Below are 26,582 nucleotides of genomic sequence, written 5' to 3' on the forward strand. Positions count from 1 at the left end.
ACGCCGCATAGCCCCCTAGGATTCCCCCTAACACCTCACCGGTCTCATTCGACAGGAACCCCATGAGCGACACTTCCTCCCCCTTCGGCTTCGAGCTCGTGCGGCGTGGTTACGACCGCGGTCAGGTGGATGACCGCATTACCAAGCTCGTCGCCGACCGAGACAGTGCTCTGGCCCGAATCACCTCTCTGGAAAAGCGCATCGAGGAGCTCCACCTCGAGACGCAGAACGCCCAGGCCCAGGTCAGCGACGCCGAGCCGTCGTACGCCGGTCTCGGTGCCCGCGTCGAGAAGATCCTCCGCCTCGCCGAGGAGGAGGCTAAGGACCTGCGCGAGGAGGCCCGTCGCGCCGCCGAGCAGCACCGCGAGCTCGCCGAGTCGGCGGCGCAGCAGGTGCGCAACGACGCCGAGTCGTTCGCGGCGGAGCGCAAGGCCAAGGCCGAGGACGAGGGCGTCCGGATCGTCGAGAAGGCCCAGGGCGAGGCGAACTCGCTGCGCGCCGAGGCTCAGAAGGACGCGCAGTCGAAGCGTGAGGAGGCGGACGCCCTCTTCGAGGAGACCCGGGCGAAGGCCGCGCAGGCCGCCGCCGACTTCGAGACGAACCTCGCCAAGCGGCGTGAGCAGTCCGAGCGGGACCTGGCGTCGCGCCAGGCGAAGGCGGAGAAGCGTCTCGCCGAGATCGAGCACCGGGCGGAGCAGCTGCGCCTGGAGGCGGAGAAGCTGCGCACGGACGCGGAGCGCCGGGCCCGTCAGACGGTGGAGACGGCACAGCGCCAGGCCGAGGACATCGTGGCGGACGCGAACGCCAAGGCGGATCGTATCCGCAGCGAATCGGAGCGCGAGCTGGCGGCGCTGACGAACCGGCGCGACTCGATCAACGCCCAGCTGACCAACGTCCGCGAGATGCTGGCCACGCTGACCGGTGCGGCCGTGGCCGCGGCCGGCTCCCCGGTGGACGACGAGCCGGTCTCGCGCGGCGTCCCGGCGCAGCAGACGCGCTAGTCGCGGCGGGGCAGGGCCCACCGGTTCTCCCGAGGGCCCCGCGGGTCCCATGACGTGCACGCCGGACGGCCGTGCGCGCGTGGGCCCTGCGGGGCCTTTCGCGTACCCCTTCCGCGGCGGAAGAGGGCCGTGTCATTCCGGTGGCGGGGGGCTTCGGGCGCCCGTAGCGTGGACGGGTGATCGAGCTCGAGGGTCTAACGAAACGTTTCGGTACGAAGACGGCGGTCGACCATCTCTCCTTCCAGGTCCGCCCGGGCGTGGTGACGGGCTTCCTCGGGCCCAACGGGGCGGGCAAGTCGACCACGATGCGGATGGTGCTCGGTCTGGACCATCCGACCAGCGGGACGGTCCGTATCGACGGCCGTCACTACCGGGAGCTCGACGAGCCGCTGAAGTACATCGGCGCGCTGCTGGAGGCGCGGGGCCTGCACGGCGGGCGCACCGCGTACAACAACCTGCTGTGCCTGGCGCAGTCGAACCGTATTCCGCAGCGCCGGGTCCCGGAGGTACTGGATCTTGTGGGTCTGGCGGCCGTGGCCAAGAAGAAGCCGAAAGGTTTTTCGATGGGCATGGGGCAGCGACTGGGAATCGCCGCCGCGCTGCTGGATGATCCGCAGATCTTGATGTTCGACGAACCCGTCAATGGTCTGGACCCCGAGGGAATTCACTGGATCCGCAATCTGATGAAGGCGCTGGCCGCCGAAGGCCGGACGATCTTCGTTTCCAGTCATCTGATGAGTGAAATGGCCCTGACGGCCGACCACTTGATCGTGATCGGGCAGGGGAAGCTTCTCGCGGACACATCGATGGCCGATTTCATCCACCAGAACTCGCGCAGTTATGTACGGCTGCGCTCGCCGCAGCGGGAGGAGCTGCGCGACGCGCTCCACTCCGCCGGCCTCACGGCGGTCGAGGCGGGCAACGGCACGCTGGAGGTCGACGACGCGACGACGGAGCAGATCGGCGAGCTGGCGGCCCGCCACGGGGTCACGCTGCACGAGCTGAGCGCCCAGCGGGCCTCGCTGGAGGAGGCGTTCATGCGGATGACGGCGGCGGCGGTCGAGTACCACGCGCACGCCACGGCCGGGCCCCGGTGGACGAAGGAGGTCTGACGAATGGCATCCGTCCCCGCGGTCCTCCAGTCGGAGTGGACCAAGATCCGTACGGTGTCCTCGACGGTCTGGACGCTGGCGAGCGCGCTGGTCGTCACCGTCGCGATGGGCGCTGCGCTGTCGGCGCTGGTGCGGGAGACGTTCGACGAGATGCCGCCCATCGAGCGGGCCACGTTCGACGCGACGGTGGTCAGCTTCTCCGGCATGCTGCTGGGCCAGCTGGCGATGGTGGTCTTCGGCGTCCTGGTGGTCGGCACGGAGTACACCACCGGGATGATCCGTACGTCGCTGGCGGCGGTACCGCAGCGCGCGACGTTCCTCTTCAGCAAGATCGCCGTGGCGGGCGTGCTGGCGGTGGCCGTCGGCCTGGCGACCAGCTTCCTGTCCTTCTTCCTCGGCCAGGCCCTGCTGGGTGAGCACCGCACGAGCATCGGCGAGGAGAACGTCCTGCGCGCGGTGATCGGCGGCGGCCTCTACATGGGCCTGATGGCGGTGTTCTCGATGGGCGTCGCGGCGATGCTGCGCTCGACGGTGCTCTCGCTCGGCATCCTGGTCCCCTTCTTCTTCCTCATCTCCCAGATCCTGTCGGCCGTGCCGAAGGCGAAGGAGGTCGCCGAGTACTTCCCCGACCAGGCGGGTTCCACGATCATGCAGGTCGTCCCGGGCGCCCTGGGCAGCGACCCGGCCCCGTACGGCCCGTGGGGCGGGATGGGCATCATGCTGCTGTGGGTCGCGGCGGCGCTGCTCGGCGGGTACGCGGTGCTGAAGCGCCGGGACGCGTAACGTACCGGCTTCTTGGCACTTGTACGCCGGTCACACGCGGACCCACTCCACCGGGGCCTTCCGCCGGACGGATGCCACGTGGCAGAGCTTGGGGATGTGGGAGGCATCGGTGGAGACGACCTTCACGGGTCCCTCGGTACAGGTCGCCGTGGCGACCACGAGCGCGTCGACGACGTTGTCATGGCCGTCGAGGCCGGCGTCGTCGAGCAATGTGGCGGCGAAATCGGCAACGGTCACGGTCGCGGGGACGATGTCGACCTGTGACCGCAGCCAACGCAGGCGCTGCGCGGCCTTACCGGTCCGGCGCACCTCCGCAAAACTGACGGCGCTGACCACTGGCGCGTATCCATCCTGCTGGGCCAGGTCGAGGATCAGGTGCATCCTCCGGTCGTCGTCCGCCAGAAGTGAGAGGGGCCGGGCGTCCAGCACCACCTTGGAGGCAAGGTCGAAGGCTCCTATCGTCCGTCGCTGCCGTGCCATACGCCTCGGGCCTCCTCGATCTCCTCGGGAGTGAAGTCACCCTTGCGCGCCACATGGTCTTCGACGATCTCCTGTGCCTTCTGGAGTGCCAGCGCCTGCGCGGCGGCCTCCGTGATGAAACGCGAGAACCCACGGGCACCGGTGCGGCTCTCGATCTGTTCGGCGAGCGATCTCGGGATGGTGACGGACTTCTTCACCGTGGTGTCAGGGGGAGGTGCGTGCTCGACAGTCATGACACCACTATCCCACTAATGGTAGGACTTCTGCCGGTCGATCCCACGTCACCGGCCGGTACGGCTGGACGACACCGACGGCCGTGGTCCGGCGACGCTCCGAAGGGTCGTACCGGCCGCGCGCAATAGTCCACATGGGGCTCACCATCGTCCACAGGCCCCGACCTAGCATCGTCAGTGAGCCGGCCGCGCGGCACCGGTACGTACCGCAGCACATCCCCAGCACGCATGCGTACACATGCGCGCGCTCGCGGTACGCACGGAAAGTCCAGCCCATCCCCCATTGGACGGAGTTTTCCCATGCGCAGGACGAGCGCACGGTACAAACTGGCCGGCGCGGCGACCGCGGCCGTGGCAGCGGTGGCACTCACCGGCACGACCGCGGCGAACAGCGGGGCGGCCGAGCCGGCCGCCGTGGCCGCCGCCGGGCCCATCGGCTTCGGCGCCGGGACGACGGGCGGCGCGGGCGGTGCCACCGTCACCGTGTCGAGCGCCTCCGCGTTCATCGCCGCCGTACAGCGGACGGACCCGGTGACCGTGCGGGTGAACGGCACGATCTCGCTGAGCTCGATGACGAAGGTGGCCGCCAACAAGACCGTCGTCGGTGTCGGCACCGCCGGCCGGATCACCGGCAGCGGCCTCAACGTCAGCGGGGTCTCCAACGTCATCATCCAGAATTTGACCTTCACCGGCTCCAACGACGACGCGATCAACGTCCAGGAGTCCACCAGGGTGTGGATCGACCACAACGACATCTCGGGCGCCTACGACGGCGCCGTCGACATCAAGCGCGCCTCCGACAACATCACCGTGTCGTGGAACCGCACGCACGACCAGAACAAGAACATGCTGCTCGGCCACTCCGACAGCAACGGCGGCCAGGACACCGGCAAGCTGCGCGTGACGTACGTCAACAACTGGTTCGACGGCACCACGCAGCGCAATCCGCGGGTCCGGTTCGGCAACCCGGTGCACGTCCTGAACAACTACTTCAGCGACATCGGCGACTACGGCGTGGCCTCCACGGAGAACGCGGGCGTACTCGTCGAGGGCAACTACTTCGAGAACACCGACGACCCGTTCCACGTCGGTGAGGGCGACTCCGACCCCGGCTCGCTGGTGGCGCGGAACAACCACTTCGTCAACTCGGGCGCCGGCCAGACCAGCGGCACCGTGAAGGCCGTCCCGTACAGCTACACGGTGGCCACCCCGTCGAGTGTGAAGTCCCTCGTGACGGCGGGTGCGGGCGTCGGCAGGATCTGACGGCGCGCGCGGCGGTCCTCACCCTCCCCAGGGGTGGGGACCGCTGCCGTCGCCCGGCGCGTCACGGGTCTTGTCCGGGCGCGGGACCCGCCACTATCGTCCAGAGCCCATGGCGGCAGGCGCACCCGCACGGGCCCGGCGCCCGACGCTCGCCCTGGTCACGGCCAACATCCACCTGGGCGTCGGCGCGACCCTGTGGTCCGGGGTGCTCGCGGCGGCCGAGCGGGGCGACGCCGACCTGGTATGCCTGCCGGGCGGGCCGCTGCGGCCGGAGGGCTCCCCCCGCAACGCGCTGTACGAGCTGATCGGCGAGGACCGGCTCGACGGGGTGATCTGCTGGACCTCCACCCTGGCCCTGCCCGCCGGGAGCGAGCAGGCCTCGCGGCTCGCGCGCCGGCTGGGCGCGCTGCCGGTCGTCAGCCTCAACCAGGACCTGGCCGGGCACGAGACGCTGCTGCTCGACAGTCACGCGGGGATGCGGGAGGCCGTCGGCCACCTCGTCGAGACGCACGGCCGCCGCCGGCTCGCCTGCATTCGCGGCCCGTTGACCCATCCCGTCTCGCTCGACCGCTACCGCGCGTACACCCGTGCCGTCGCCCGCCACCACCTCCCCGCCGACCCGTCCCTGGTGGCCGCCACCGCCGACTTCGGTGGCGGGGCGGGGGCCTCGGCGCTGCGGGTCCTGCTGGACGTGCGGGGGCTGCGGCCGGGCCGGGACTTCGACGCGCTCGTCGCGTGCAGCGACGTCCTGGCCGCCGACGCGCTGCGCTCGCTGACGCAGCGGGGCATCCGGGTGCCCGGGGACGTGGCGGTCGTCGGGTTCAACGACTCCCTCGAAGCCCGGCTCGCCGACCCGCCGTTGACGTCCGTGTCGCTGCCCTTCGCCGAACTGGGCGCGCTCGCCGTGGACACCCTGCTGGCGCGGCTGCGCGGGACGCGGCCACCCCCGCGCAGCGTGGTCCCCGGGACGCTGGTCACGCGCCGGTCCTGCGGCTGCCACTCGCCGCTGGTGACACAGGGCCGGCCGGCCGGGCCCTCGTGGCCGGACGCCGCCGCGCCGGACGCCGCCATGCCGTTCGCCGCCGCGCCCCGGGCCGCCGAGGAACTCGCCGCCGCCTTCCGGGCGGACCTCGATGCGGAGTCGGGCGCGGCGTTCCTGTCCCTGCTGGAGGCCGTCCTCGGCACCGAGGTCCGCACCTTCGACGACGCCTCCGCCTGGGACACCGCCCTGCTGCGCGCCCGCGAGACGGCGCTCACCACGCTGCCGCCCGCCGTCAGGTCGTACGCCGAGCGGCTCTTCGGGCAGGCGCGGCTGATGGTCGCCGACAAGTCGCACCGGCTGCTGGAGTACGAGCGGTGGGTGAAGGAGCAGGAGGCCCGCCGGCTGCGGGAACTGGGCACGGCGCTCACCACCGCCGTCGACACCGACGCCCTCGTCGACGCCCTGGCCCGCCACCTGCCCGGCACGGGCGTCCCGGGCTGCCGGCTGGTGCTGTACGGGGACGAGGAGGGCGTGGCCCGTCCCGTACTGTCGCGTGCCGAGCGTGCCGAACACGCCGAACGTGCCGCGCAGCCGGTGCCGGGCGGCCTGGACGCCCCGTACCCCGTCGACCGGATCCTCCCGGACGCCCTGCTGCCGCGCGGCGACCACCGGTTCACGCTGGTCGCCGAACCGCTCCACATCGGCGACGAGCAGCTCGGCTTCGCCCTGTTCGACGCCTCGCCCGGTCAGGGAGGCACCGCCCGGCGCGGCCCGGTGTACCGGGCGCTGGGGGACCAGATCAGCGCGGCGCTCAAGGGCATCCGCCTGTTCGACGAGGTACGCCGGGCCCGGGACGCCGCCGAGCAGGCGAACCGCCTCAAGACGCGGCTCCTCGACAACGCCACCGACGAGTTGCGCACCCCGGTGGAGACGATGCTGCGCCACACCGGCACCGCCGGCAGCACCGAGGACCCCGCCGCCGCCCTGCGCGTCGCGCACGCCGACGCGGGCCGCCTGCTGCGGCTCATCGACGACCTGCTCGACCTGTCCCGCTCCGAGATCGACGCCCTGGACCTGTCGCGGGAACTCCTCGACCCAAGTCCGCTGCTCACCGAGGCGGCCGACGGGGCGGGCGTGCCCCTGACGCTGCGGGTGCCGCGGCGACTGCCCGCGCTCCGCGCCGACGGGCCACGGCTGGCCCAGATCCTCCGCAACCTCCTGACCACCGCGGCCGCCCTCACGAAGGGCCCGGCGCCCCTCACCCTCGCCGCAGGCGTACGCCTCCCCGGCCTGCTCGTCCACCTCACCAGTCCGGACCTGGCCCTTCCCTCCGGCGACACCGAGCACCTCTTCGAGCCGTTCGCCTCCGACGCCCCCGGGACGCGGCTCAGCCTGGCGATCGCGCGCCGGCTGGCCGTACTGCACGGCGGGTCCGTGACCGTGTACCACGCCCCGGGGCGGCGCGGCTTCCGTCTGGAGCTGCCGCTGCCCACCCCGGCCGACGCGTCCGGGCCTCCGGGCGGGGGAGGCCGCCGCACTCCCCTCCTCGTGGCGAGCGCCGCCGCGCCGCCGCGCGAGGTCACCGGCATCGCCCGGCACCACGGCCTGCCGACGCACCGGCTGCACCCGGACGAGGACGTCGCCTCGCTCCTGGCCGACCGCGCCCCGGCCGCCGTCGCCTGGGACGTCGGCCAGGCCCGCCCGCACGAATGGGCGCCCGTCCAGCGCCTGCACGACCACCCGGCGTGCCGCCACGTCCCCTTCCTGCTGTACGGCCCGGTCCGGGGCCGTGACCTCGCCGGGGCGCTGCACGCCCTGCGCCCCCCGGGGCCGGCCGAGCCGGCCGTCGTCACCGACGGCCACGCGGCCGACCGCGAGCGCCTGCGGCGGCTGCTGGCCGGCATCCTCCCGGGGCGTACGGTGCGCACCGCCGCGGACGGCACCGCCGCCACGGCCCTCCTCGCCGAGGAGCTGCCCTGTTTCCTCGTCGTGGCCCGCGACCTGGCGGACATGGACGGCTTCGCCGTCGTGGAGCGCATGTACGAGACGGCGTCCGCGCGCCGGCTGCCGGTCATCCCGGTGCTGATGCTCAGCGGCCACGGGTTCACCCAGGACGACGTCCACCGTGCGGAGCCGTACCCCGGCCTGGTGCTCCTCGGGCGCGGCATCCTCACCGACGGCGAGCTGACCGCCCTGCTCACGGCGATGGCGCGGCGCACCGACCCGGCGGCCCTGCGCTCGCACGCCCCGGTCCGCCACGCCCTCGCCCACATCGAGCAGTACTACCGGCAGCCGCTGTCCCGCCGGCAGATCGCCCAGCGGGCCGGCGTCAGCGAGAACCACCTCGGCCGCCTCTTCCACCGCGAGCTGGGCCTGACCCTGTGGGACTACCTGACGCGGCTGCGCGTGCAGCGCGCGAAGGAACGGCTGCGCCGCAGCGACGAGAGCGTGCAGGCGGTGGCCCGCGCGGTCGGCTTCCACGACCGTGCCTACTTCAGCCGCGTCTTCCGCAAGGTGACGGGCGTGGCGCCGCACGTCTACCGGGAGGCTTCATGACGGAACGGTCTCTTTTACGGCTTGGCCGGAACCGTCAAGGGCTCGATACGCTCTTACCTCCTACGGGGGCCCTTGCGCCCTGATGCGACCCGACCTGTCGATGGGGCTGGAGAATGATCGAGGCAGTCGGCCTGACGAAGCGCTACGGCGCCAAGACGGCCGTGTACAACCTTTCCTTCCAGGTGCGGCCCGGCACCGTCACCGGCTTCCTGGGGCCCAACGGCTCCGGCAAGTCGACCACCATGCGCATGATCCTCGGCCTGGACCGGCCGACGTCGGGCCACGTGACCATCGGGGGGCACCCCTTCCGGCAGTTGCCGAACGCGCCGCGCCAGGTGGGCGCGCTGCTCGACGCCAAGGCCGTGCACGGCGGGCGCAGCGCGCGCAACCACCTGCTGTCGCTGGCCCAGCTCGCCGGTATCCCGGCGCGCCGGGTGGACGAGGTGCTGGGCGTGGTCGGGCTGCAGGACGTGGCCCGCAAGCGGTCCAACGGGTTCTCGCTCGGCATGGGGCAGCGGCTCGGTATCGCGGCCGCGCTGCTCGGCGACCCGCAGGTGCTGCTGTTCGACGAGCCGGTCAACGGCCTGGACCCCGAGGGCATCCTCTGGGTACGCAACCTGATGAAGGCGCTGGCCGCCGAGGGCCGGACGGTCTTCGTCTCGTCGCACCTGATGAGCGAGATGGCCCTGACCGCCGAGCACCTGATAGTCATCGGCCGCGGTCAGCTGATGGCCGACATGAGCGTCAAGGACTTCATCTCGGCCAACTCCGCGGACTTCGCCCGGGTCCGTACGCCGCAGACGGAGCCCGCGCAGCGGGAGAAGCTGATGGGCGTGCTCGCCGAGGCCGGCGGGCAGGTCATGTCGGAGCCGGACGGCGCCCTGCGCGTGACCGGGCTGCCGCTGCCGCGCATCAGCGACCTGGCGCACGGCGCGGACGTACGCCTGTGGGAGCTGTCGCCGCACCAGGCGTCGCTGGAGGAGGCGTACATGCGCCTGACCCAGGGCGCGGTGGACTACCGCTCGACGGCCGACGAGCGGGCCGGGCTGATGCGGCAGCCGGACCCGATGGGGTACGCGCCGCCGCAGCCCGTCGCCCCGGAGGTGCCGCAGCAGGGCTGGTACGCCCCGCCGCCGCCCGGGCAGAACCCGTACGCGGGCGTACAGCAGCCCGGCGTACACCAGCAGCCGCCGCAGGGCTACCAGGCTGCGCCCGCCGCGCCGCCCGCGCCCGCCGCAGCCCCCGCCTCCGCCCCCGCAGACCTGAGCAAGAGCGAGGACGCCCGATGACCACCGCCCCCTACCAGCAGCAGTACAGCTCCCCCATCCCGGTGCGCCGCGCCCACCTCGGGGACGCGCTCGCCTCCGAGTGGACCAAGATCCGCTCTGTGCGCTCCACGATGTGGACGCTCGGCGTCATGGTCGTGCTGATGCTCGGCGTCGGCCTGCTCGCCGCCGTGGCGGTCTCCGCCGCCGGCGCCGACACGGGCGACGAGTCGGTCATCGTGCTCGGTTTCTACGGCGTCCTGCTCGGCTCCCTGTGCGTGGTCACGCTCGGCGTGCTGACCATCGCGTCCGAGTACGGCACCGGCATGATCCGTACGACGCTGACAGCGTGCCCCACGCGCAGCCGGGTGCTGCTCGCCAAGGCCATCGTCTTCTTCCTGCTCACCTTCACCGTCACCACGGTCACCGCCGCGCTCGTCGCCGCCATGCAGGCCGGCATCGTCGGCACCGGCTCCGCGACCGGTGAGCAGTGGTTCCGCGCGACGGTCGGCGTGGGCCTGTTCGTCGCCGTGCTGGGTCTGCTGTCCCTCTCCGTCGGCGCGCTGATCCGGCACTCCGCGGGCGCGATCACCGTGATGATCGGTGTGATGCTGCTGCCGCTGGTGGCGGCCATGTTCATGTTCTCGGAGTCGCTCGCCGACGTGCAGAAGGTGCTGTTGCAGTACTCGATCCCGAGCCTGCTCATCGCCTTCTACAGCGAGCAGGGACTGACCGAGGGGGGCCCGCACGGCTGGACACCGCTGTGGATCCTGCTCGCCGTGACCGCCGTCGCGATGACCGGCGCGTTCTTCGCCGCGGAGAAGCGTGACGTGTGACCCGGTGCACCGCCGTGCCATCCGGGTCGTTCTTCTGAGGGCGGCATTCCGTCGGACGACTCACAGGCAAACGCCTGCCGACATTCTCTCCACCGGTCTGTTTTCGAACGCCGAACTGCCCTAAACTTTGGACAATGCGTATTCTCGTAACCGGCGGAGCCGGATTCATCGGCTCGGAGTTCGTACGCCAATTGATGAAGGGCTCCCTCGCCCTCACCGCTTCCCACGTCACCGTGCTGGACAAGCTGACCTATTCAGGAGTGCTCGCCAATCTGCATCCGGTGGCGGGCATGCCGGGTTATTCGTTCGTGCAGGGGGACATCTGCGACCCGGCTGTCGTGGACGAAGTGACGGCGGGGCAGGACGCCGTCGTGCACTTCGCCGCTGAGTCGCACGTGGACAGGTCCATCTCGGACGCCGAGCCGTTCGTCACCACGAACGTGCTCGGCACCCAGGTGTTGCTGGACGCGGCGCGACGGCACGGCGTGGGGCGGTTTCTGCATGTCTCGACCGACGAAGTGTACGGGTCGATAAGTCAGGGGACGTGGCCGGTCGGGCAGCCGCTGGCGCCCAATTCGCCGTACGCCGCCTCCAAGGCCGCGTCCGACCTCATGGTGCTGGCGCAGCACCGCACACACGGCATGGACGTCGTCATCACGCGCTGCTCCAACAACTACGGCCCCTACCAGTTCCCGGAAAAGGTGATTCCCCTTTTCATCACCCGACTGCTCGCCGGAAATCTGGTCCCACTTTATGGCGATGGCGAGAATGTACGCGACTGGCTGCACGTCAGTGACCATTGCAGAGGAATCGGGCTGGCACTTTCACACGGCCGGGCGGGGCAGGTCTATCACTTGGGTGGCGGCCAGGAGATGAGCAATCTGCAGCTCGTCGGAGAACTGCTGCGCGCCACCGGAACCGGGTGGGAACTGGTGGAGCGGGTAGCCGACCGTAAGGGGCACGATCTGCGGTATTCGCTGGACATAGACAAGAGCCGCGAGGAGCTCGGTTACGAGCCTCTCATTTCCTTCGACGAAGGGCTCGCGGACACCATCGCCTGGTACCGAGACAACAAGGCCTGGTGGGAGCCGCTGCTCGGCGCCGTCGCCGCCGAATGAGACCGGCCGAGTGAAACAGCCGCGCTGCCTGTCGTCCCCGACAGGCGGCGCTCGCTCATGCCAGGCCCCCGCTCACAGGTGCACGGCCCCCGCGTTGACGCACGAGAGCAGGGTGCGGGCCTGCACGTTCAGATAATGGCCGTGCGAGGAGAGCGTGCTCAGCTGGTCCGGCGTCGCCCACTGGTATCCGGGCCCCGGGTCCAGCGGGGCCACGGCGTCGTCGGCCTCGACGAACATGTACCGGATCTCGGCATTGAGGAACCTGCCGCCCTCCTCCGAGTGGACCGCCTCGTAGCGGACCCTGCCCTCCTCCGCCGCGGCGAGGACCGTGTCGAGGAACGGAGGACGCAGCTTCCGCGGCAGGTGCTGCCAGTTGCTCGGCGTGGCCTGGACCGTCGGGGCCAGTTCGACCCTGTCGAGGAAGCCAGCCTCCACCTTGGCGTGGACCAGCAGGTGCGGTACGCCACCGATGACGCGGTACAGGAAGGCGGCGATGCCCGTGCCACACGGCTCGATCAGGGGCTGCGACCAGCCGGTGACCTCGCGGCTGCCCGCCTCGACCGCGACGCCCGTCACGCGGAAGTAGCGACCGTCGGGCCGTGCGAGACCGTGCGCGTCGCGCTCCCAGCCGTCGACGTCGGCCAGCGGTATCGTGCGCACCTCCACCTCGTGGCGGGCCCGCTCCGCGGTGAACCACGAGAGCAGCTCCGTGTCGGAGCGCAGCGCGCCCGTGCCGGGTTCCGCGAGCGGGAAGCAGGAGATGACCGTACGGGCGTCCATGTTGACGAGGTTGTCGAGCCTCAGCAGTTCCCCGATCTGGCCCAGAGTCAGCCAGCAGTAGTCGAGGTGGACAGGGACCTCGGCGTCGGTCTCGACCAGCATGTTGCGGTTCGCCTTGCGGTAGAACCACGAGCCGTGCTCCGACTGGAGCGAGTCGCTGAGGATCCGGCCCCCGCTCCGGTCGGTGAAGTGCTCCAGATACGTGACGCCGGAGCCCTTGTGCACCCTCTGGTAGTTGCTGCGGGTGGCCTGGACGGTCGGCGAGATCTGGAGCAGGTTGCGGTTGCCCGGCTCCATCTTGGCCTGCATCAGGAAGTGGAGGACCCCGTCGAACTCCTTGGCGAGGATGCCGAGGATGCCGACCTCCGGCTGGTGGATGATCGGCTGACGCCAGTCCGGTATGGCGCCGTCCCCCACGGTGACCGAGAGGCCCACCACGGAGAAGAACCTGCCGGTGTGGTGGCGCAGGTCGCCCGTGCCGGGCGCGAACGACCAGCCGTCCAGGCCGTCGAGCGGCACCCGCTCCACCTTGAAGTGGTGGGCGCGGGCGCGCTCGGTCAGCCAGTCGGCGACCTCGTCCGTACGCAGGTGGCAGCCGCTCCCCGTCGCGGCCGCCGACCGGGCGAGCCGGGTGGACAGCGACTGCTCCACGCGGGGGCGCAGCAGGGTCTCGGCGGCTGTGCCGGCGCTCATGACACCTGCCGTTCCCGCTCGTCCGCCAAGTGGGCGACGGTGCGGCGCAGCGCCTCCTCGAGCGGGGTGCGCGGGCTCCAGCCGGTGGCGTCGCGAAACGCCGACACGTCGACGGCGATGTCGGCGAAGTCGCCGGGGTCCGCGTGGGCCGGCGGGTCCACGGACAGCACCGGTACCGGCGGTTTGCCCGTGCGTTCCGCGACCAGGTCGGCGACCTGCCGGCAGACCTCGCCGAGCGGCCGGGCGACACCGGTGCCGATCAGCCAGTGACGGCCGGCGAGCGCCTCGGGGCAGCCGGCTGCCGTGACCAGGGCGCGGGCCACGTCGTCGACGTACACCAGGTCACGGCGGACCGTGCCGTCGTGCCACATGGTGATCGGCTCACCGGCCAGCGCCCGGCGGGTCATCGCGGAGACGACGCCGCGGTCGTGGGCGGTGGAGTGGGGCCCCGACCCGAACACGGTGGGCAGACGCAGGGACGTCCCGAGCAGCACGCCACGGTTGTGGGCGGCCATGAGGAACTGCTCCGCTGCGAGCTTCTGGCGGTCGTACTCCCCGGACGGCCGATCCGGCTCGCTGCCGTCGAGTACTTTGCCCCCGGTCGGGCCGGCCTGGCCCACCGTGCCGGTGAACAGGACCTTGGCGCGCGGGCCGGTGCCCCGGTCGGCGAGGGCGGTGACGAGGTCACGGACGAGTCCGACGTTGATCCGCTCGGCCTCGGTGTCGCCGTCCTCGATGCGCCAGGTGGAGGTGGCAGCGCTGTAGAGGACGGTGTGGATGACGACGTCGGCCCCGTCGACGGCCGCGGCCACTTCGCCGGGGCGGGTGAGGTCCGCCGCGCGTACCTCGATGTCGGCGCGGGCGCCGGCGGGGACGGGGGCGGGCCGCCGGGAGACGGCCCTGACCCGCACCGGCCCGCCGGCCAGCTCACGCAGTACGGCGGAGCCGATGAAGCCGGTCGCGCCGAGCAGGGTGATCAGCGGGGTGCTCATCCCCACAGTGCGGCCTCGACCTTCTTGCAGTCCTCGTAGGTCGGGAGCATGCCCAGCTCCCTGGCCTCGGCGAGGGTGGGTGCCACGCTGTCCCGGTCGGACTGGGCGAAGTCGAAGCCCTCGGGCAGGACCAGACCCAGTTCCGGGTCGAACGGCGTGATCGCGTACTCGTTCTCCGGTATGTAACCGCCGGCCATCACGTACACGACCATCGAGTCGTCCTGGAGTGACAGGAAGGCGTGTCCGACCCCGTCCGGGACGTACAGGGCCTTGCAGGTGTCACCGCTCAGCTCGGTCGTCAGCCACCGGCCGAACGTCGGGGAGCCGAGGCGCAGGTCGATCAGGAAGTCCTGCACCCTGCCGTGCGGGCAGTAGACGTACTTGGCACGGCCCGGAGGGGTCTTGGTGAAGTGGACACCGCGCAGCACGCCCCGTGCGGAGACGTTGTGGCTGATGTCGCGGACGGGGAAGATCGTGTGGCCGACGCCGCCGGTGAAGGCGGCGTCCTGGTACGGGGACGAGAACAGGCCCCGGTGGTCCTTGTAGACGGGCGGCGTGAACGCGAAGGCGCCCTCGATGTCCAGGCTCTGCACCTGCATGGTGGTCGTTCCTTCCGGTGGGGTGGTCACAGCGCGCCCAGGACGTCGCGCAGGGACGCGATGGTCTTCTCCTGCACGGCCTCGGGCAGCGACGGGTACATCGGCAGGGAGAAGATCTCCCCGGCGAGCTTCTCGGTGACGGGCAGGGAGCCCTTGCGCCAGCCCAGGTGCTCGAAGCCCGACATGGTGTGCACGGGCCACGGGTAGCTAATGTTGAGGGAGATGTCGTGGGCCTTGAGCGCCTCGATGATGTCGTCGCGGCGCGGGTGGCGGGCGACGTATACGTAGTAGACGTGGGTGTTGCCGTCGTTGGTGGTGGGCAGCTGGAGGCGGCCGGGGCCGGTCAGGTCGGCGAGGCCCTCTTCGTAGCGCCGGGCCACCACGTTGCGGCCCTCGATGTAGCTGTCGAGACGGGCGAGCTTGGTGCGCAGGATCTCGGCCTGGACCTCGTCCAGACGGGAGTTGTGCCCCGGCGTGCGGACGACGTAGTAGACCTTCTCCATGCCGTAGTAGCGCAACTGCCGCAGGGCGCGGTCGGTGTCGTCGTCGGCGGTGATCACCGCGCCGCCGTCCCCGTAGGCGCCGAGAACCTTGGTCGGGTAGAAGGAGAACGCCGCGGCGTCGCTCATCGTGCCGGCAAGGCTGCCGTGGTGGCGGGCGCCGTGGGCCTGGGCGCAGTCCTCCAGGATCTTCAGGCCGTGCTTCTCGGCGATCCGCTTGAGCGGGGCCATGTCGACGCACTGGCCGTAGAGGTGGACCGGCAGGAGCACCTTGGTGCGCGGTGTGATCGCGGCCTCGACCTGGTCCGTGTCCATGAGGAAGTCCTCCTCACGGACGTCCACGAACACGGGGGTCGCACCGGCGCCCATGATGGCGACGACCGTGGGCGCCGCGGTGTTGGACACGGTGATGACCTCGTCACCGGGGCCGACGCCGAGGGCTTCCAGAGCGAGCTTCAGGGCGTTGGTGCCGTTGTCGACACCGGTGCAGTGGTCGACGCCGTGGTAGTCGGCGAACTCCCGCTCGAAGCCCTGGACGCTGTCGCCGAGCACCAGGCGGCCGGAGGAGAACACCTTCTCGACGGCGGAGAGGATGTCGTCCTTCTCCTTCTCGTACTCCGGCAGATAGTCCCAGACATAGGTGGTCACGGGTACTCCTCGTGTTTCGTTGGGTGCGTGCGTGGCCGGGAACCCGTCGGCCGGGGCTGAAGGTTCTGGGTGCGGGGTGCGCGGGTTCAACGGGCGGCCCCCGCGGCGGTCCGCGTGCGCCTTCCGGTCTCCTCGTGGGGGCCGTTGGGCCGTCCCAGCAGGTCTAGGAGGTAGTCGCCGTAACCGCTTTTGAGCAGACGCCTTGCGAGAATCCGCAGTTGGGCGTCGTCGATGAGACCCATTCGCCATGCGACCTCTTCGACGCAGCCTATCTTGAGACCCTGACGCTGTTCCACCACCCGGACGTATTCGGAGGCCTGGACCAGCGCTTCGAATGTTCCGGTGTCGAGCCAGGCGGCGCCCCGGTCGAGCACGGTCACCTGAAGGTTTCCGCGCCGCAGGTACTCCTCGTTCACCGCGGTTATCTCCAGTTCCCCGCGGGCGCTGGGCCGCAGTCCCCTGGCGATGTCGACGACGTCGGGGGCGTAAAAGTACAGACCGGGTACGGCGTATCGGGACTTGGGCCGCAGAGGCTTCTCCTCCAGGGAGATCGCCTTTCCGTACTCGTCGAATTCCACGACTCCGAGCTGGGACGGGTCGGCGACCGGGTAGGCGAAGATGCGGGCGCCGGTGAGTCCCTTGTTCTCGGACAGCTTGGTGCCCAGTCCGTTGCCGTGGAAGATGTTGTCGCCGAGGATCAGCGCCACCGGCTGGTCGCCGATGAAGCGCGCCCCGAGCAGCAACGCCTCGGCTATGCCGCCGGGTTGGTTCTGTACGGCGTACTGGAGGTCCATGCCCCACTGGTGTCCGTCGCCGAGGAGCCGGCGGAACTGTTCCTGGTCGCGGTGGGTGGTGACGATCAGCACCTCGGTCACCCCGGCCATCATCAGTGTGGACAGCGGGTAATAGACCATGGGTTTGTCATAGACGGGAATGAGCTGTTTCGACACCGTCAGGGTGAGCGGCCAGAGCCGCGATCCCGTTCCGCCCGCCAGAAGAATTCCACGCATGACACCAAAGCCCCGTTTCCGATGTACTCGGTCGATGTTGCAGTCGTCTCTTTCGCTGCGCTTGAACCCCGCTCCCGCTCCGGAGCCGACTCACCATCCGGATTCCTGGTTCTCCAGCGTGAGTTTCTCCAGCAGCGGTACCACGTCACTCGGAGCCGGATCGGCCAGCATGTCGCGGCGGAGGCGTTCGGCACCGTCCGAGAAGGACGGCTCGTCCAGTAGTCGCCGCAGGCTTTCCCGCAGCGCCTCAGAGAAAAGTTTCTTGGGCTGAATGACGATTCCCGCGCCCAGTTCCGCCGTGCGCCGCGCCCGGTAGAAGTCGTCCCACACGGAGGGGAAGACGAGCTGGGGGACGCCGGAGGCGCAAGCGGTCGACCAGGTGCCCGCCCCGCCGTGGTGGGCGATGGCCGAGCAGGTCGGCAGGAGGGCGTGCAGCGGGACGAAGTCGACGGCGCGCACGTTGTCCGGCAGGTTCGGGATCTGCTCGCGCTGGGCGGCGTTGAGCGTCGCGACGATCTCTGCGTCGAGGTCGGCGACCGCCTCGAACAGCCTGGCCAGCGGCACACCCAGGAAGTCGGCCCCGTCCCGGCCGGTGATACCGAGGGTGAGGCAGATCCGGGGCCGGGCCGGCGGCTCGCGCAGCCAGTCCGGGACGACGGCCGTGCCGTTGTACGGCAGGTAGCGCATCGGCACGGTGTGCCCGTCGAGCGGCAGCCGGATGCCGGCGGGCATCTGATCGACCGTCCACTGGCCCCGCAGCATCCTCTCGTCGAAGACCAGCCCGTACCGGTCGAGCAGCCGGCCGAGCCATGCGGCGGCCGGGTCGTCGCGCTGTGCGGCGGGCCGGTGCTCCAGCTCGCGCAGGAACGCCTGCCGCTGGTCGAGGAAGAGGTCCGCGCCCCACAGCAGCCGCGCGTGTGCCGCCCCGACCACCTCCGCGGCGATCGCCCCGGCGGGTGTGAAGGGCTCCCAGAGCACCAGGTCCGGGCGCCAGGAGCGGGCGAAAGAGACCAGGTCGCCGACCATCGAGTCGTTGTTGGCGGGGGCCAGGAACCGCTCGGTGATCTGTGCCTGGACGGCCCGTAGCACCTCCCAGTGGTGGACCTCCGGCCGGGCCGGGTCGAGGTCCAGCATGGCGTCCCAGCCCTCCTCGGTGCCGTCGCCCCGGGCGCCCGCCATCGCCTCGTGCCAGGCGTGGTCGTCACCGACCGGTACGGCGGTCAGGCCGGCGGCGGTGATGGTGCGGGTGAGCGAGGGCTGGCTGGCCACTCGAACCTCGTGCCCGGCCGAGCGGAGGGCCCAGGCGAGCGGGACCTGTCCCAGGAAATGGGCGTCCAGGGCGAACGATGTGAAGATGACGCGCACGGCGGTCCTCACTCCTCTCTGTGCTGCGGTAGGTCACGCGGAACCGATCTCGGTGTCGATGAGCGCGAACATCTCGTCATCGCTGGCGTTCTCGATGACCCCCCTCGCGGCGGACGCGTCTTCGGCGGGGGCGTCGTCGGCGGCCCGCCACTTCGCCAGCAGCGTCTGGAGCCGGGCGGTGAGCGCGGACCGTTCGTCGCCGCTCGTCTCCATGGCGGCGAACGCCCCGTCGATCCGGTCGAGTTCGGCGAGCAGCGCCTCGGAGGGGGCGGGCGCCTCCCCCAGCAGCCGGGTGCGGACGGAGGCGAGCAGCGCCGCCGGTGTCGGGTGGTCGAACACCAGCGTCGTCGGCAGCCGCAGCCCGGTCGCGGCCGACAGCCGGTTGCGCAGCTCGACCGCAGTCAGGGAGTCGAAGCCGAGGTCCTTGAAGGGCCGTGTCGGGTCCACGAGGCCCGTCCCGTGCCCGAGTACGCCGCCGATCTCCGCGTACACGAGGTCGGCGAGCGCCTGCTCGCGGCCGGTCGGCGGGAGCTGCGCGAGCCGCTCGGCGAGGCCCGGGCCACCGGTCGGGGCGGACGCGGCCGTGCGGCGGGCCGGGCCCGTGGCCAGGTCACGGAGGACCGGCGGCAGGCCGTCCGCGTCCCGCAGGGCCTTGGGGTCGAGGCGGACGGGGACCTGGACGGCGTCGTCGACGAGGAGGGTGGCGTCGAACAGGGCGAGGCCCTGCTCGTCGGTAAGGGGCAGCAGACCGCCGCGCGCCAGCCGGCCGCGCCGGCCGGTGCCGAGGTGCGCCGTCATGTCGCTGTCCTGTTCCCACAGTCCCCACGCCAGGGAGGTCGCGGGAAGACCACGGTGCCGCCGCGCGGTCGCGAGGGCGTCCAGGAAGGTGTTGGCGGCGGAGTAGTTGCCCTGACCGAGGCCGCCGACAATGCCCGCCACGGAGGAGAAGAGCACGAACGCCCGCAGGTCGCTGTCGCGGGTCAACTCGTCCAGGTGGGCGGCGGCGTCGGCTTTGGGGGCGAGGACGGTGTCGATCCGGTCCGGGGTGAGCGTCTCGATCACCCCGTCGTCCAGGACGCCCGCGGCATGGACCACCGCGTGCAGCGGCCGGTCGAGGGCGCCCAGAGCGGCGGCCAGGGCGTCCCGGTCAGAGACGTCGCAGGCCATGAAGGTCACGGCCGTGTCCGACTCGGCGAGTTCGGCGGCCAGTTCCCGCGTACCGGGCGCGGCGGGGCCCCGGCGCGAGAGGACAGTCAGGTGGCGCACGCCGTACCGGGTCGCCAGGTGCCGGGTGAGCAGCCTGCCGAGTCCGCCGCTGCCGCCGGTGATCAGGACGGTGCCGTCGGGACCGGCGAGCGCGCGTTCCCCGGCCGTCGGCGGATCCGTGCGGCGCAGGCGCAGCGCCTGCGAGACGCCGTCGCGGACGCGCAGTTGCGGCTCGCCGGTGGCGATGGCGGTGGCGACCGTGAGCAGGCCCTCGTCCGTGCCGGTGCGGGGGTTTTCGTCGACGAGGACGTACCGCCCCGGGTGTTCGGACTGGGCGGAGCGCACCAGCCCCCATACCGCGGCCTGCGCCGGGTCCGTGGCGTCGTCACCGGCCGCGCCCCGGGTGAGGACGACCAGCCGGGTGTCGGCGAAGCGTGGCTCCGCGGCCCAGCGCTGGAGCAGCCCGAGCACCCGGTGGGTGTGGGCACGGGCGGTGTCGGCGGGGGGCGCGGCGGGGTCCGTGACAAGCCGGACGGCGATGTGGCCGGGGGCACCCTCCATGGGCACGTCGTCGAGATCGTCCACCAGGAGCAGGTCCACCGGCTGCTGCGGTGCGGGCACCGGCTGCCAGTCCGGCCGGTACGGCAGGAGGGTCGCGGTGGCCTGCCCGGTGCCGTCCAGCCGTGCCGCGGCCAGGGGCCGGGCGACGACCGACGTCACGGAGGCGACCGGGGAGCCTTCGGTGTCGCAGACGTCGATCGTCAGCGTGTTCTCCCCCGCCCTCGTGAGGCGTACGCGCACGCTGCGCGCGCGCCCGGCGTACAGGCGGACTCCCGACCAGACGAACGGGATCAGGGGCTCCGGCGCCGCGTCTTCCGTGCCCCGCTCTTCCGGCGCCCCGGCGGGCCCGGTGGCGGCGACGGCGTGCAGCGCGGCGTCGAAGAGTGCCGGGTGCAGGACGAAGCCGTCCTGACCGACCTCCTCGGGCAGGGTGACCTCGGCGAAGGTTTCGTCACCGGCGCGCCAGACCCGGCGCAGCCCCCGGAAGGCGGGGCCGTAGTCCAGGCCGGTGTCCCGCAGGGAGCCGTACAGGCCGGTGACGTCCAGCTCAGGGGCGGCGGGCGGCCATACGCGCAGGATCACCGGCTCGGTGCCGCTCCCGCGCCCCAGGGTGCCGGTGGCGTGGAGGGTCCACTCGGCGTCGTCGGGCTCGTCCTCGTGCCGTGCGTGGACCTGGAGGGTACGGGTGCCGTCGCCGTCACCGCCGCCCTCGACCGTGACGCGGAGCAGAACGCCACCGGTGGCGGGGACGGTGAGCGGTGCGAGGACCGTCAGCTCCTCCACCACCGGGTGCCCCACCTGGTCCCCTGCCCGTACGGCGAGCTCGACCAGGGCGGTGCCCGGCAGGACGGCCACGCCGTGGACCATGTGGTCGGCCAGCCAGGGCTGGGTGTTCAGCGCGAGCCGGGAGGTGAACAGGTAACCGCCCGAGCCGGGCAGGGCGGTGCCCGCGCCCAGCAGGGCGTGGTCGGGGGCGTCCAGGCCGAGGGAAGCCGCGTCGCCGCCCGCCGCGGCGGGTCCGGCGAGCCAGAACCTCTGCCGCTGGAAGGCGTACGTGGGCAGGTCGACCCGTCGGCGGCCCTGGCCGTGGACGGCCGTCCAGGAGGGTTCCGCACCGTGGACGTGGGCGGTGGCCACGGACGTCAGGAAGCGGTCCGGGCCTCCGTGGTCGCGGCGGAGGGAGCCGAGTACGGCGGCGTCGGCGCCCGCCCGGTCGACCGTCTCCTGGAGGGCGACCGTGAGGACGGGATGGGCGCTGCACTCGATGAACAGCCGGTGGCCGTCGTCGAGCAGCGCATCGGTGGCCTGCGCGAACTCGACCCGGTTGCGGAGGTTCTCGTACCAGTACGCCGCCGTCAGCGGGGTCTCGTCGAGGAGGGCGCCGGTCAGGCTGGAGTAGAACGGGACGACGGGCCGCTGCGGGCGGATCCCGTCCAGCTCCTTCAGCAGCCGGTCGTGGAGGGACTCGACGTGCCGGCTGTGGGACGCGTAGTCGACGGGGACGCGCCGGGCCCGTACGCCCTGCTCCTCGCACCGGGCGAGCAGGTCCTCGACCGCGCCGGCGTCCCCCGCCACCGTGGTGCTGCTCGGACCGTTGCAGGCGGCGACGGTGAGCTGGCCGTCCCAGGGTGCGATGAGCGCGGCGGTGTCCTCGGCAGAGCGCGGCACGGACACCATGCCGCCGTGCCCGGCGAGGGTGGCCGCGATGGCCTGGCTGCGCAGCGTCACCACCCGCGCGGCGTCCTCCAGGCTCAGCGCGCCGGCGACGTGCGCGGCGGCGATCTCGCCCTGTGAGTGGCCGACGACGGCGGCCGGTTCGATGCCGTGGGCTCGCCACAGGGCCGCGAGGGACACCATCACGGAGAACAGGGCGGGCTGTACGACGTCGACGCGCCGCAATGCCTCCTCGTCGTCCAGGACGTCCAGAAGGTCCCAGTCCACGTGTGCGGCGAGCGCGTCGGCGCACCGTCGCATCGAGGTGGCGAACTCGGGCGACGCCGCCATGAGTTCGCGGCCCATGCCGGTCCACTGGCTGCCCTGGCCGGGGAAGACGAACACCACGCCGCCTTCGGTGACGCGGCCGGTGACGGTTCCGGTGACGCCGTCGGCGACAGCCGAGAGCGTCGCGAGCAGCTCGGCGCGGTCGTTGCCGATGGCGACGGCGCGGTGGTCCAGGGCGGCCCGGGTAGTGGCCAGGGACCATCCGATGTCGGCCGGGTCGGCGTCCGACTCGGCCAGGAAGGACGCCAGGCGGGCGGCCTGTCCGCGCAGCGCCGGGCCGTCGGGGGCGGACAGCGGCCACAGGGCGGGCGCCGGCGCCGCGGCGGGCACGGGTACGGATACGGGCGCGGCGTCGGTCGTCGGTGCCTCCTCGGGGGCCTCCTCGAGGATGACGTGGGCGTTGGTGCCGCTGACGCCGAACGCGGAGACGCCGGCGCGCCGGGGCCGGTCCACCTGGGGCCACGGCATGCGCTCGGTCAGCAGGCGTACGTCACCGGCCGACCAGTCGACCTGCGGGGTGGGCTCCTGCACGTGCAGCGTGCGGGGCAGGACGCCGTGCCGCATCGCCTGGACCATCTTGATCACTCCGCCCACACCGGCGGCGGCCTGGGTGTGGCCGGTGTTCGACTTCAACGAGCCGAGCCACAGAGGCCGTTCGCGCCCCTGCCCGTAGGTGGACAGCAGGGCCTGTGCCTCGATGGGGTCGCCCAGGCGCGTGCCGGTGCCGTGCGCCTCGACGGCGTCCACCTCGGTGGACGGCAGCCCGGCGTCGCTCAGCGCCGCCCGGATCACCCGCTGCTGCGACGGCCCGTTGGGCGCGGTCAGGCCGTTCGACGCGCCGTCCTGGTTGACGGCCGAGCCGCGGATGACCGCCAGCACGGGGTGTCCGTTGCGCCGGGCGTCCGACAGGCGCTCCAGCAGCACCACACCGACGCCCTCGGACCAGCCGGTGCCGTCGGCCGTCGAGGAGAAGGACTTGCAGCGCCCGTCCGGCGAGAGCGCCCGCTGCCGGCTGAACTCGATGAACAGGGACGGCGTAGACATCACCGTGGCACCGCCGGCCAGGGCCAGGGTGTTCTCCCCCCGGCGCAGCGACTGTACCGCCAGGTGGATCGCCACGAGCGACGACGAGCAGGCGGTGTCCACCGTGACGGCTGGCCCCTCCAGGCCCAGCGTGTACGACACCCGGCCAGAGGTGACGCTGCCGAGGCTGCCGTTGCCGAGGTAGCCCTCGTACTCGCCTGCCCCGCCCGGCGCCATCAGCTGCCGCATGCCGTACGTACTGGCCATGATCCCGGCGAAGACGCCGGTGCGGCTGCCGCGCAGCGAGCCGGGGTCGATGCGGGCCCGCTCGATGGCCTCCCACGACACCTCCAGCAGCAGCCGCTGCTGCGGGTCCATCGTGATGGCCTCACGCGGCGAAATCCCGAAGAAGGCCGGGTCGAAGTCGGCCACTCCGGTCAGGAAGCCGGCGCCGCGGGCGTACGTGCGGCCCTTGCTGTCCGGGTCGTCGTCGAACAGGTTGGCCAGGTCCCAGCCCCGGTCGTCGGGGAACGGGCCGATGACGTCGGTGCCGTTCACGGCAAGCTGCCACAGGTCCTCGGGGGAGGCCACGCCGCCGGGGTAGCGGCAGCTCATGCCGATGATCGCGATCGGTTCGGAGGCGGCCGCGACGAGTTCACGGTTCTGTTCGCGGAGCCGCTCGGTCTCCTTGAGCGACGCCCGCAGCGCTTCCACGATCCGGCTGTCGGAGTTCGTCAATGTTCCATCCTCTTCAGCGACGGGGCGTCAGGCATCGTGCCCGAGGGCCATGGCCACCAGGTCGTCGGCGTCCATCGAGTCGATCTGGTCTTCGGTACGTCGGGGGTCGGGGGCGTCGGGGCCGTCAGGGGTGTCCTGGGCGCCCCGGGTTCCGGTCGCCGGACTGTCCGCGAGTGCCAGGAGCCGGTCCAGCAGTCCGGCCTCGCGCAACCGCTCCAGCGGGATTCCGGCGAGCGCGTCACGGACGTCGGACTCCGACGCCGTGCCGGTGCCGGCCGGCTCGAGCTGGGTGAGCAGGAACTCGGCGACCGCCCGCGGGTTGGGGTGGTCGAACACGATGCTGGCGGGCAGCCGCAGCCCGGTGGCCGCGTCGAGCCGGTTGCGCAGTTCCACGGCGGTGAGCGAGTCGAAGCCCAGCTCCTTGAAGTCCCGCCCGGCCTTCACCGCGTCCGTACCGGTGTGTCCCAGCACGGCCGCCGTCTCGGCGACCACGGCCGCCACCGCCGCCTGGGCGCGCTGTGCCGCGGGCAGGCCGCGCAGTCGGCGCGCGAGGGCGGGTTCCGCCCCGCGCCCGGCCGCCGCGGTCCGGCGGGACCGGACCGGCACGAGGTCTCGCAGCTGGGTGGGGAGCGTCCCGTCCTGGGCGCGGGCCCGCAGCGCCTCCTGGTCGAGGCGCATGGCCGCCAGGACCGGTTCGCCGGAGGCGTGCGCGTCGTCCAGCAGGGCGAGGCCCTGGCCACTCAGGATCGGCAGGACGCCGGCCGAGGACATACGGCGCCGGTCCTGTTCGGCCAGCCCCTCGGTCATCCTGCTGGACTCCTCCCACAGGCCCCAGGCGATCGAGGTGGCCGGCAGCCCGGCGGCGCGCCGCCGTTCGGCCAGCGCGTCGAGGAAGGAGTTGGCCGCCGCGTAGTTGCCCTGGCCCGGGGTGCCGAGGACGCCCGCGATCGACGAGAACAGCACGAAGGCGCTCAGCCCGCTGTCCCGGGTCAATTCGTCCAGGCGCGTGGCCACGTCGACCTTCGGCCGGAACACCGTGGCGACGTCGGCGGGGGTGAGCGACTCGACGGTGCCGTCGGCGACGACCCCGGCGGCGTGCACGACGCCCGTCACCGGGTGGTCGGCGAGCAGGGCCGCGACGGCCCCGCGATCGGTGAGGTCGACACCGACGGCGGTGACGTCGGCGCCCAGGGCGGTCAGCTCGGCGACGAGTTCCGCCGCGCCGGGCGCGTCCGGGCCCCGGCGGCTGGCCAGGACGAGGCGGCGGACGCCGTGCGCCGTGACGAGGTGCCGCGCCACCAGTCCGCCCAGCGTCCCGGTGCCACCAGTGATCAGCACGCTGTCGCCCCATTCCGGCGCCTGCGCGTCGGTCGTACGGGCGCGGACCAGCCGCCGGGCCAGCACCGCCCCTCCGCGCAGGGCGACCTGGGGCTCGCCCTGCGCGACGACACCGGCGAGTAGGGGCGCGGGCCGGGCCTCGGCAGGGTCGAGGTCCACCAGCAGGAACCGGCCCGGGTGTTCCGTCTGGGCCGTCCGTACGAGCCCGCACGCGGCGGCGATCGCGAGAGCGTCCGGCCCGTTCGGCGTACCGGGGACGGCCGTGTCCCCAATGACCGCGCCGCGGCTCACGAACACGAGCTTGGCGTCCGTGTACCGCGCGTCGGCGAGCCAGGCCTGGATCGTCCCGAGTGTACGGACGGTCGCCTCCAGCGCCCCGCCGGTCGCCGGGACGGGCACGAACACCACGGCGGGAGCCGGCCGGCCCGCGTCCAGCGCCGTGCCGAGCCCGCCCAGGTCCGCGAAGCGTTCCGTCTCGGCCCCGAGTGCCTCGGCCACGCCGAACGGGTCGTCGCCCGCCACGGCCCAGTCACCGCCGCCCGCCGGAACCGCGGTGCCGTCGACGGTGATCTCCACCCATTCGGGGCGGTGCAGGTGCTCGGGCGTGCGGGTCACGGTCCCAGCCAGAGGCCGTACGTGGAGCGAGTCGATCGTCAGCACGGGCCGCCCGTCGCCGTCCGTGGCGAGCACGGCGAACGCGTCCGTGCCGGTGCGGGTGACGCGTACCCGCAGTGCGGACGCCTCCCCCGCATACAGGGTGACACCGCTCCAGGAAAACGGCAGTTTGGGCTCGGCCGCGTCCCCGGCCAGCGCGGCCGAGTGGACAGCCGCGTCGAACAGCGCGGGGTGGAGGGTGAACCCGGCCGTGTCAGGCGCGGTCTCCGGCTCGACCTCGGTGAACACCTCGTCGCCGCGTCGCCAGGCCGCACGGATGCCCTGGAAGGCCGGCCCGTACTCCAGGCCGGTCGCCGCCAGTCCGTCGTACAGTCCCGTGACGTCGACCGGCTGGCTCCCGGCGGGAGGCCACACCGCCAGTTGTCCGTCGGCCGCCTCCTCCGACACGGTGCCGAGGACGCCCGTGGCGTGTGTCGTCCACTCCCCCAGCGCGTCGCCGCGCCCGTGGACGGCGACGCTGCGCCGTCCGTCGTCCGCGGCCGCGCCGACGGACACCTGGAGCTGGAGCTCTCCGTTCTCCGGCAGGACGACCGGCGAGACGATGACCAGTTCCTCGAGGGTGCCGCAGCCGACCTCGTCGCCCGCCCGGATCAGGCACTCGACGAGCGCGGCGCCGGGCACCGGAACCACGCCGCCGACGCGGTGCTCGGCGAGCCACGGATGCTTGCGGGTCGATAGGCGGGCGGTGAACACATGGCCACCCGATCCGGCCAGCGGAACCGCCGCGCCGAGCAGGGCGTGACCCGTGTTTTCCAGCCCGGCCGCGTGCATGTCGCCCGCTCGGGACCGGGATGCCTCCAGCCAGTAGCGTTCGCGTTGGAAGG

Annotated in this window: 18 protein-coding genes; 8 read left to right on the forward strand and 10 right to left on the reverse strand. The window is 72.2% G+C overall.

From position 1 onward, the window contains the following. Positions 1 to 62 precede the first annotated feature (62 nt). The 3 genes from BKD26_RS32170 (at position 63) to BKD26_RS32180 (ending at position 2,896) form a co-directional block, all read left to right on the forward strand. Complete coding sequence (locus BKD26_RS32170) at positions 63 to 1,001, forward strand: cellulose-binding protein (RefSeq protein ID WP_073754387.1); 939 nt, start codon at positions 63 to 65, stop codon at positions 999 to 1,001. A gap of 176 nt (positions 1,002 to 1,177) precedes the next feature. Further along, on the forward strand, positions 1,178 to 2,113 hold the full coding sequence (locus BKD26_RS32175) for an ABC transporter ATP-binding protein (protein WP_084905581.1): 936 nt from the start codon (positions 1,178 to 1,180) through the stop codon (positions 2,111 to 2,113). A 3-nt stretch (positions 2,114 to 2,116) separates the two neighbouring features. Next, positions 2,117 to 2,896 (forward strand): ABC transporter permease, encoded by a 780-nt coding sequence (locus tag BKD26_RS32180; RefSeq protein ID WP_084905583.1) that lies wholly within the window; start codon positions 2,117 to 2,119, stop codon positions 2,894 to 2,896. Between the two features lie 30 nt (positions 2,897 to 2,926). Here the strand turns inward: BKD26_RS32180 and BKD26_RS32185 are convergent, their stop codons facing one another. Continuing rightward, positions 2,927 to 3,376, reverse strand: coding sequence for a hypothetical protein (locus BKD26_RS32185; protein ID WP_084905585.1), 450 nt, complete (start codon positions 3,374 to 3,376; stop codon positions 2,927 to 2,929). Continuing rightward, entirely contained in the window at positions 3,352 to 3,609 is a 258-nt protein-coding gene (locus BKD26_RS32190) for a hypothetical protein (protein ID WP_206603744.1), read from the reverse strand. The genes BKD26_RS32185 and BKD26_RS32190 overlap by 25 nt, the downstream gene beginning before the upstream one ends. 300 nt (positions 3,610 to 3,909) lie before the next feature. Between BKD26_RS32190 and BKD26_RS32195 the strand changes: the two genes are divergently transcribed. From BKD26_RS32195 to rfbB, 5 genes are all read left to right on the forward strand, one after another. Next, positions 3,910 to 4,872 carry a right-handed parallel beta-helix repeat-containing protein gene (locus tag BKD26_RS32195; RefSeq protein ID WP_084905589.1) on the forward strand — a complete coding sequence of 321 codons (963 nt, stop codon included), beginning with the start codon at positions 3,910 to 3,912 and terminating at the stop codon, positions 4,870 to 4,872. A 109-nt stretch (positions 4,873 to 4,981) separates the two neighbouring features. Then, complete coding sequence (locus BKD26_RS32200) at positions 4,982 to 8,410, forward strand: substrate-binding domain-containing protein (protein WP_084905591.1); 3,429 nt, start codon at positions 4,982 to 4,984, stop codon at positions 8,408 to 8,410. Between the two features lie 113 nt (positions 8,411 to 8,523). Further along, positions 8,524 to 9,699, forward strand: coding sequence for an ATP-binding cassette domain-containing protein (locus BKD26_RS32205; protein ID WP_084905593.1), 1,176 nt, complete (start codon positions 8,524 to 8,526; stop codon positions 9,697 to 9,699). Beyond that, entirely contained in the window at positions 9,696 to 10,511 is an 816-nt protein-coding gene (locus BKD26_RS32210) for an ABC transporter permease (RefSeq protein ID WP_084905595.1), read from the forward strand. The genes BKD26_RS32205 and BKD26_RS32210 overlap by 4 nt, the downstream gene beginning before the upstream one ends. Before the next feature lie 134 nt (positions 10,512 to 10,645). Then, positions 10,646 to 11,629: a dTDP-glucose 4,6-dehydratase gene (gene rfbB, locus BKD26_RS32215; RefSeq protein WP_084905597.1), complete on the forward strand. Its 984-nt coding sequence runs from the start codon at positions 10,646 to 10,648 to the stop codon at positions 11,627 to 11,629. A 72-nt stretch (positions 11,630 to 11,701) separates the two neighbouring features. On the opposite strand, the gene BKD26_RS32220 is transcribed toward rfbB, so the two are convergent. From BKD26_RS32220 to BKD26_RS32255, 8 genes are all read right to left on the reverse strand, one after another. Continuing rightward, a complete protein-coding gene (locus tag BKD26_RS32220; protein ID WP_084905599.1) occupies positions 11,702 to 13,102 on the reverse strand; it encodes an NDP-hexose 2,3-dehydratase family protein in 1,401 nt (466 codons plus the stop codon). Then, a complete protein-coding gene (locus BKD26_RS32225; RefSeq protein ID WP_206603745.1) occupies positions 13,099 to 14,094 on the reverse strand; it encodes an NAD-dependent epimerase/dehydratase in 996 nt (331 codons plus the stop codon). The genes BKD26_RS32220 and BKD26_RS32225 overlap by 4 nt, the downstream gene beginning before the upstream one ends. Next, the gene (locus BKD26_RS32230) at positions 14,091 to 14,693 is read right to left on the reverse strand and encodes a dTDP-4-dehydrorhamnose 3,5-epimerase family protein (protein ID WP_084905603.1); all 603 of its coding nucleotides are present in this window, start codon (positions 14,691 to 14,693) and stop codon (positions 14,091 to 14,093) included. The genes BKD26_RS32225 and BKD26_RS32230 overlap by 4 nt, the downstream gene beginning before the upstream one ends. 26 nt (positions 14,694 to 14,719) lie before the next feature. After that, positions 14,720 to 15,841 (reverse strand): DegT/DnrJ/EryC1/StrS family aminotransferase, encoded by a 1,122-nt coding sequence (locus BKD26_RS32235; RefSeq protein ID WP_084905605.1) that lies wholly within the window; start codon positions 15,839 to 15,841, stop codon positions 14,720 to 14,722. A gap of 86 nt (positions 15,842 to 15,927) precedes the next feature. Further along, on the reverse strand, positions 15,928 to 16,851 hold the full coding sequence (gene rfbA, locus BKD26_RS32240) for a glucose-1-phosphate thymidylyltransferase RfbA (protein WP_084905607.1): 924 nt from the start codon (positions 16,849 to 16,851) through the stop codon (positions 15,928 to 15,930). Positions 16,852 to 16,941: 90 nt separating this feature from the next. Next, positions 16,942 to 18,216, reverse strand: coding sequence for an activator-dependent family glycosyltransferase (locus BKD26_RS32245; protein WP_084905609.1), 1,275 nt, complete (start codon positions 18,214 to 18,216; stop codon positions 16,942 to 16,944). A 33-nt stretch (positions 18,217 to 18,249) separates the two neighbouring features. Beyond that, complete coding sequence (locus BKD26_RS32250) at positions 18,250 to 23,745, reverse strand: type I polyketide synthase (protein WP_206603746.1); 5,496 nt, start codon at positions 23,743 to 23,745, stop codon at positions 18,250 to 18,252. 27 nt (positions 23,746 to 23,772) lie between these two features. Beyond that, positions 23,773 to 26,582, reverse strand: a 2,810-nt coding sequence (locus BKD26_RS32255) for a type I polyketide synthase (RefSeq protein ID WP_143662741.1), incomplete at its 5' end; no start/stop codon positions are given.

Source organism: Streptomyces sp. CB03238, from assembly GCF_002099185.1.
GTDB lineage: Bacteria > Actinomycetota > Actinomycetes > Streptomycetales > Streptomycetaceae > Streptomyces.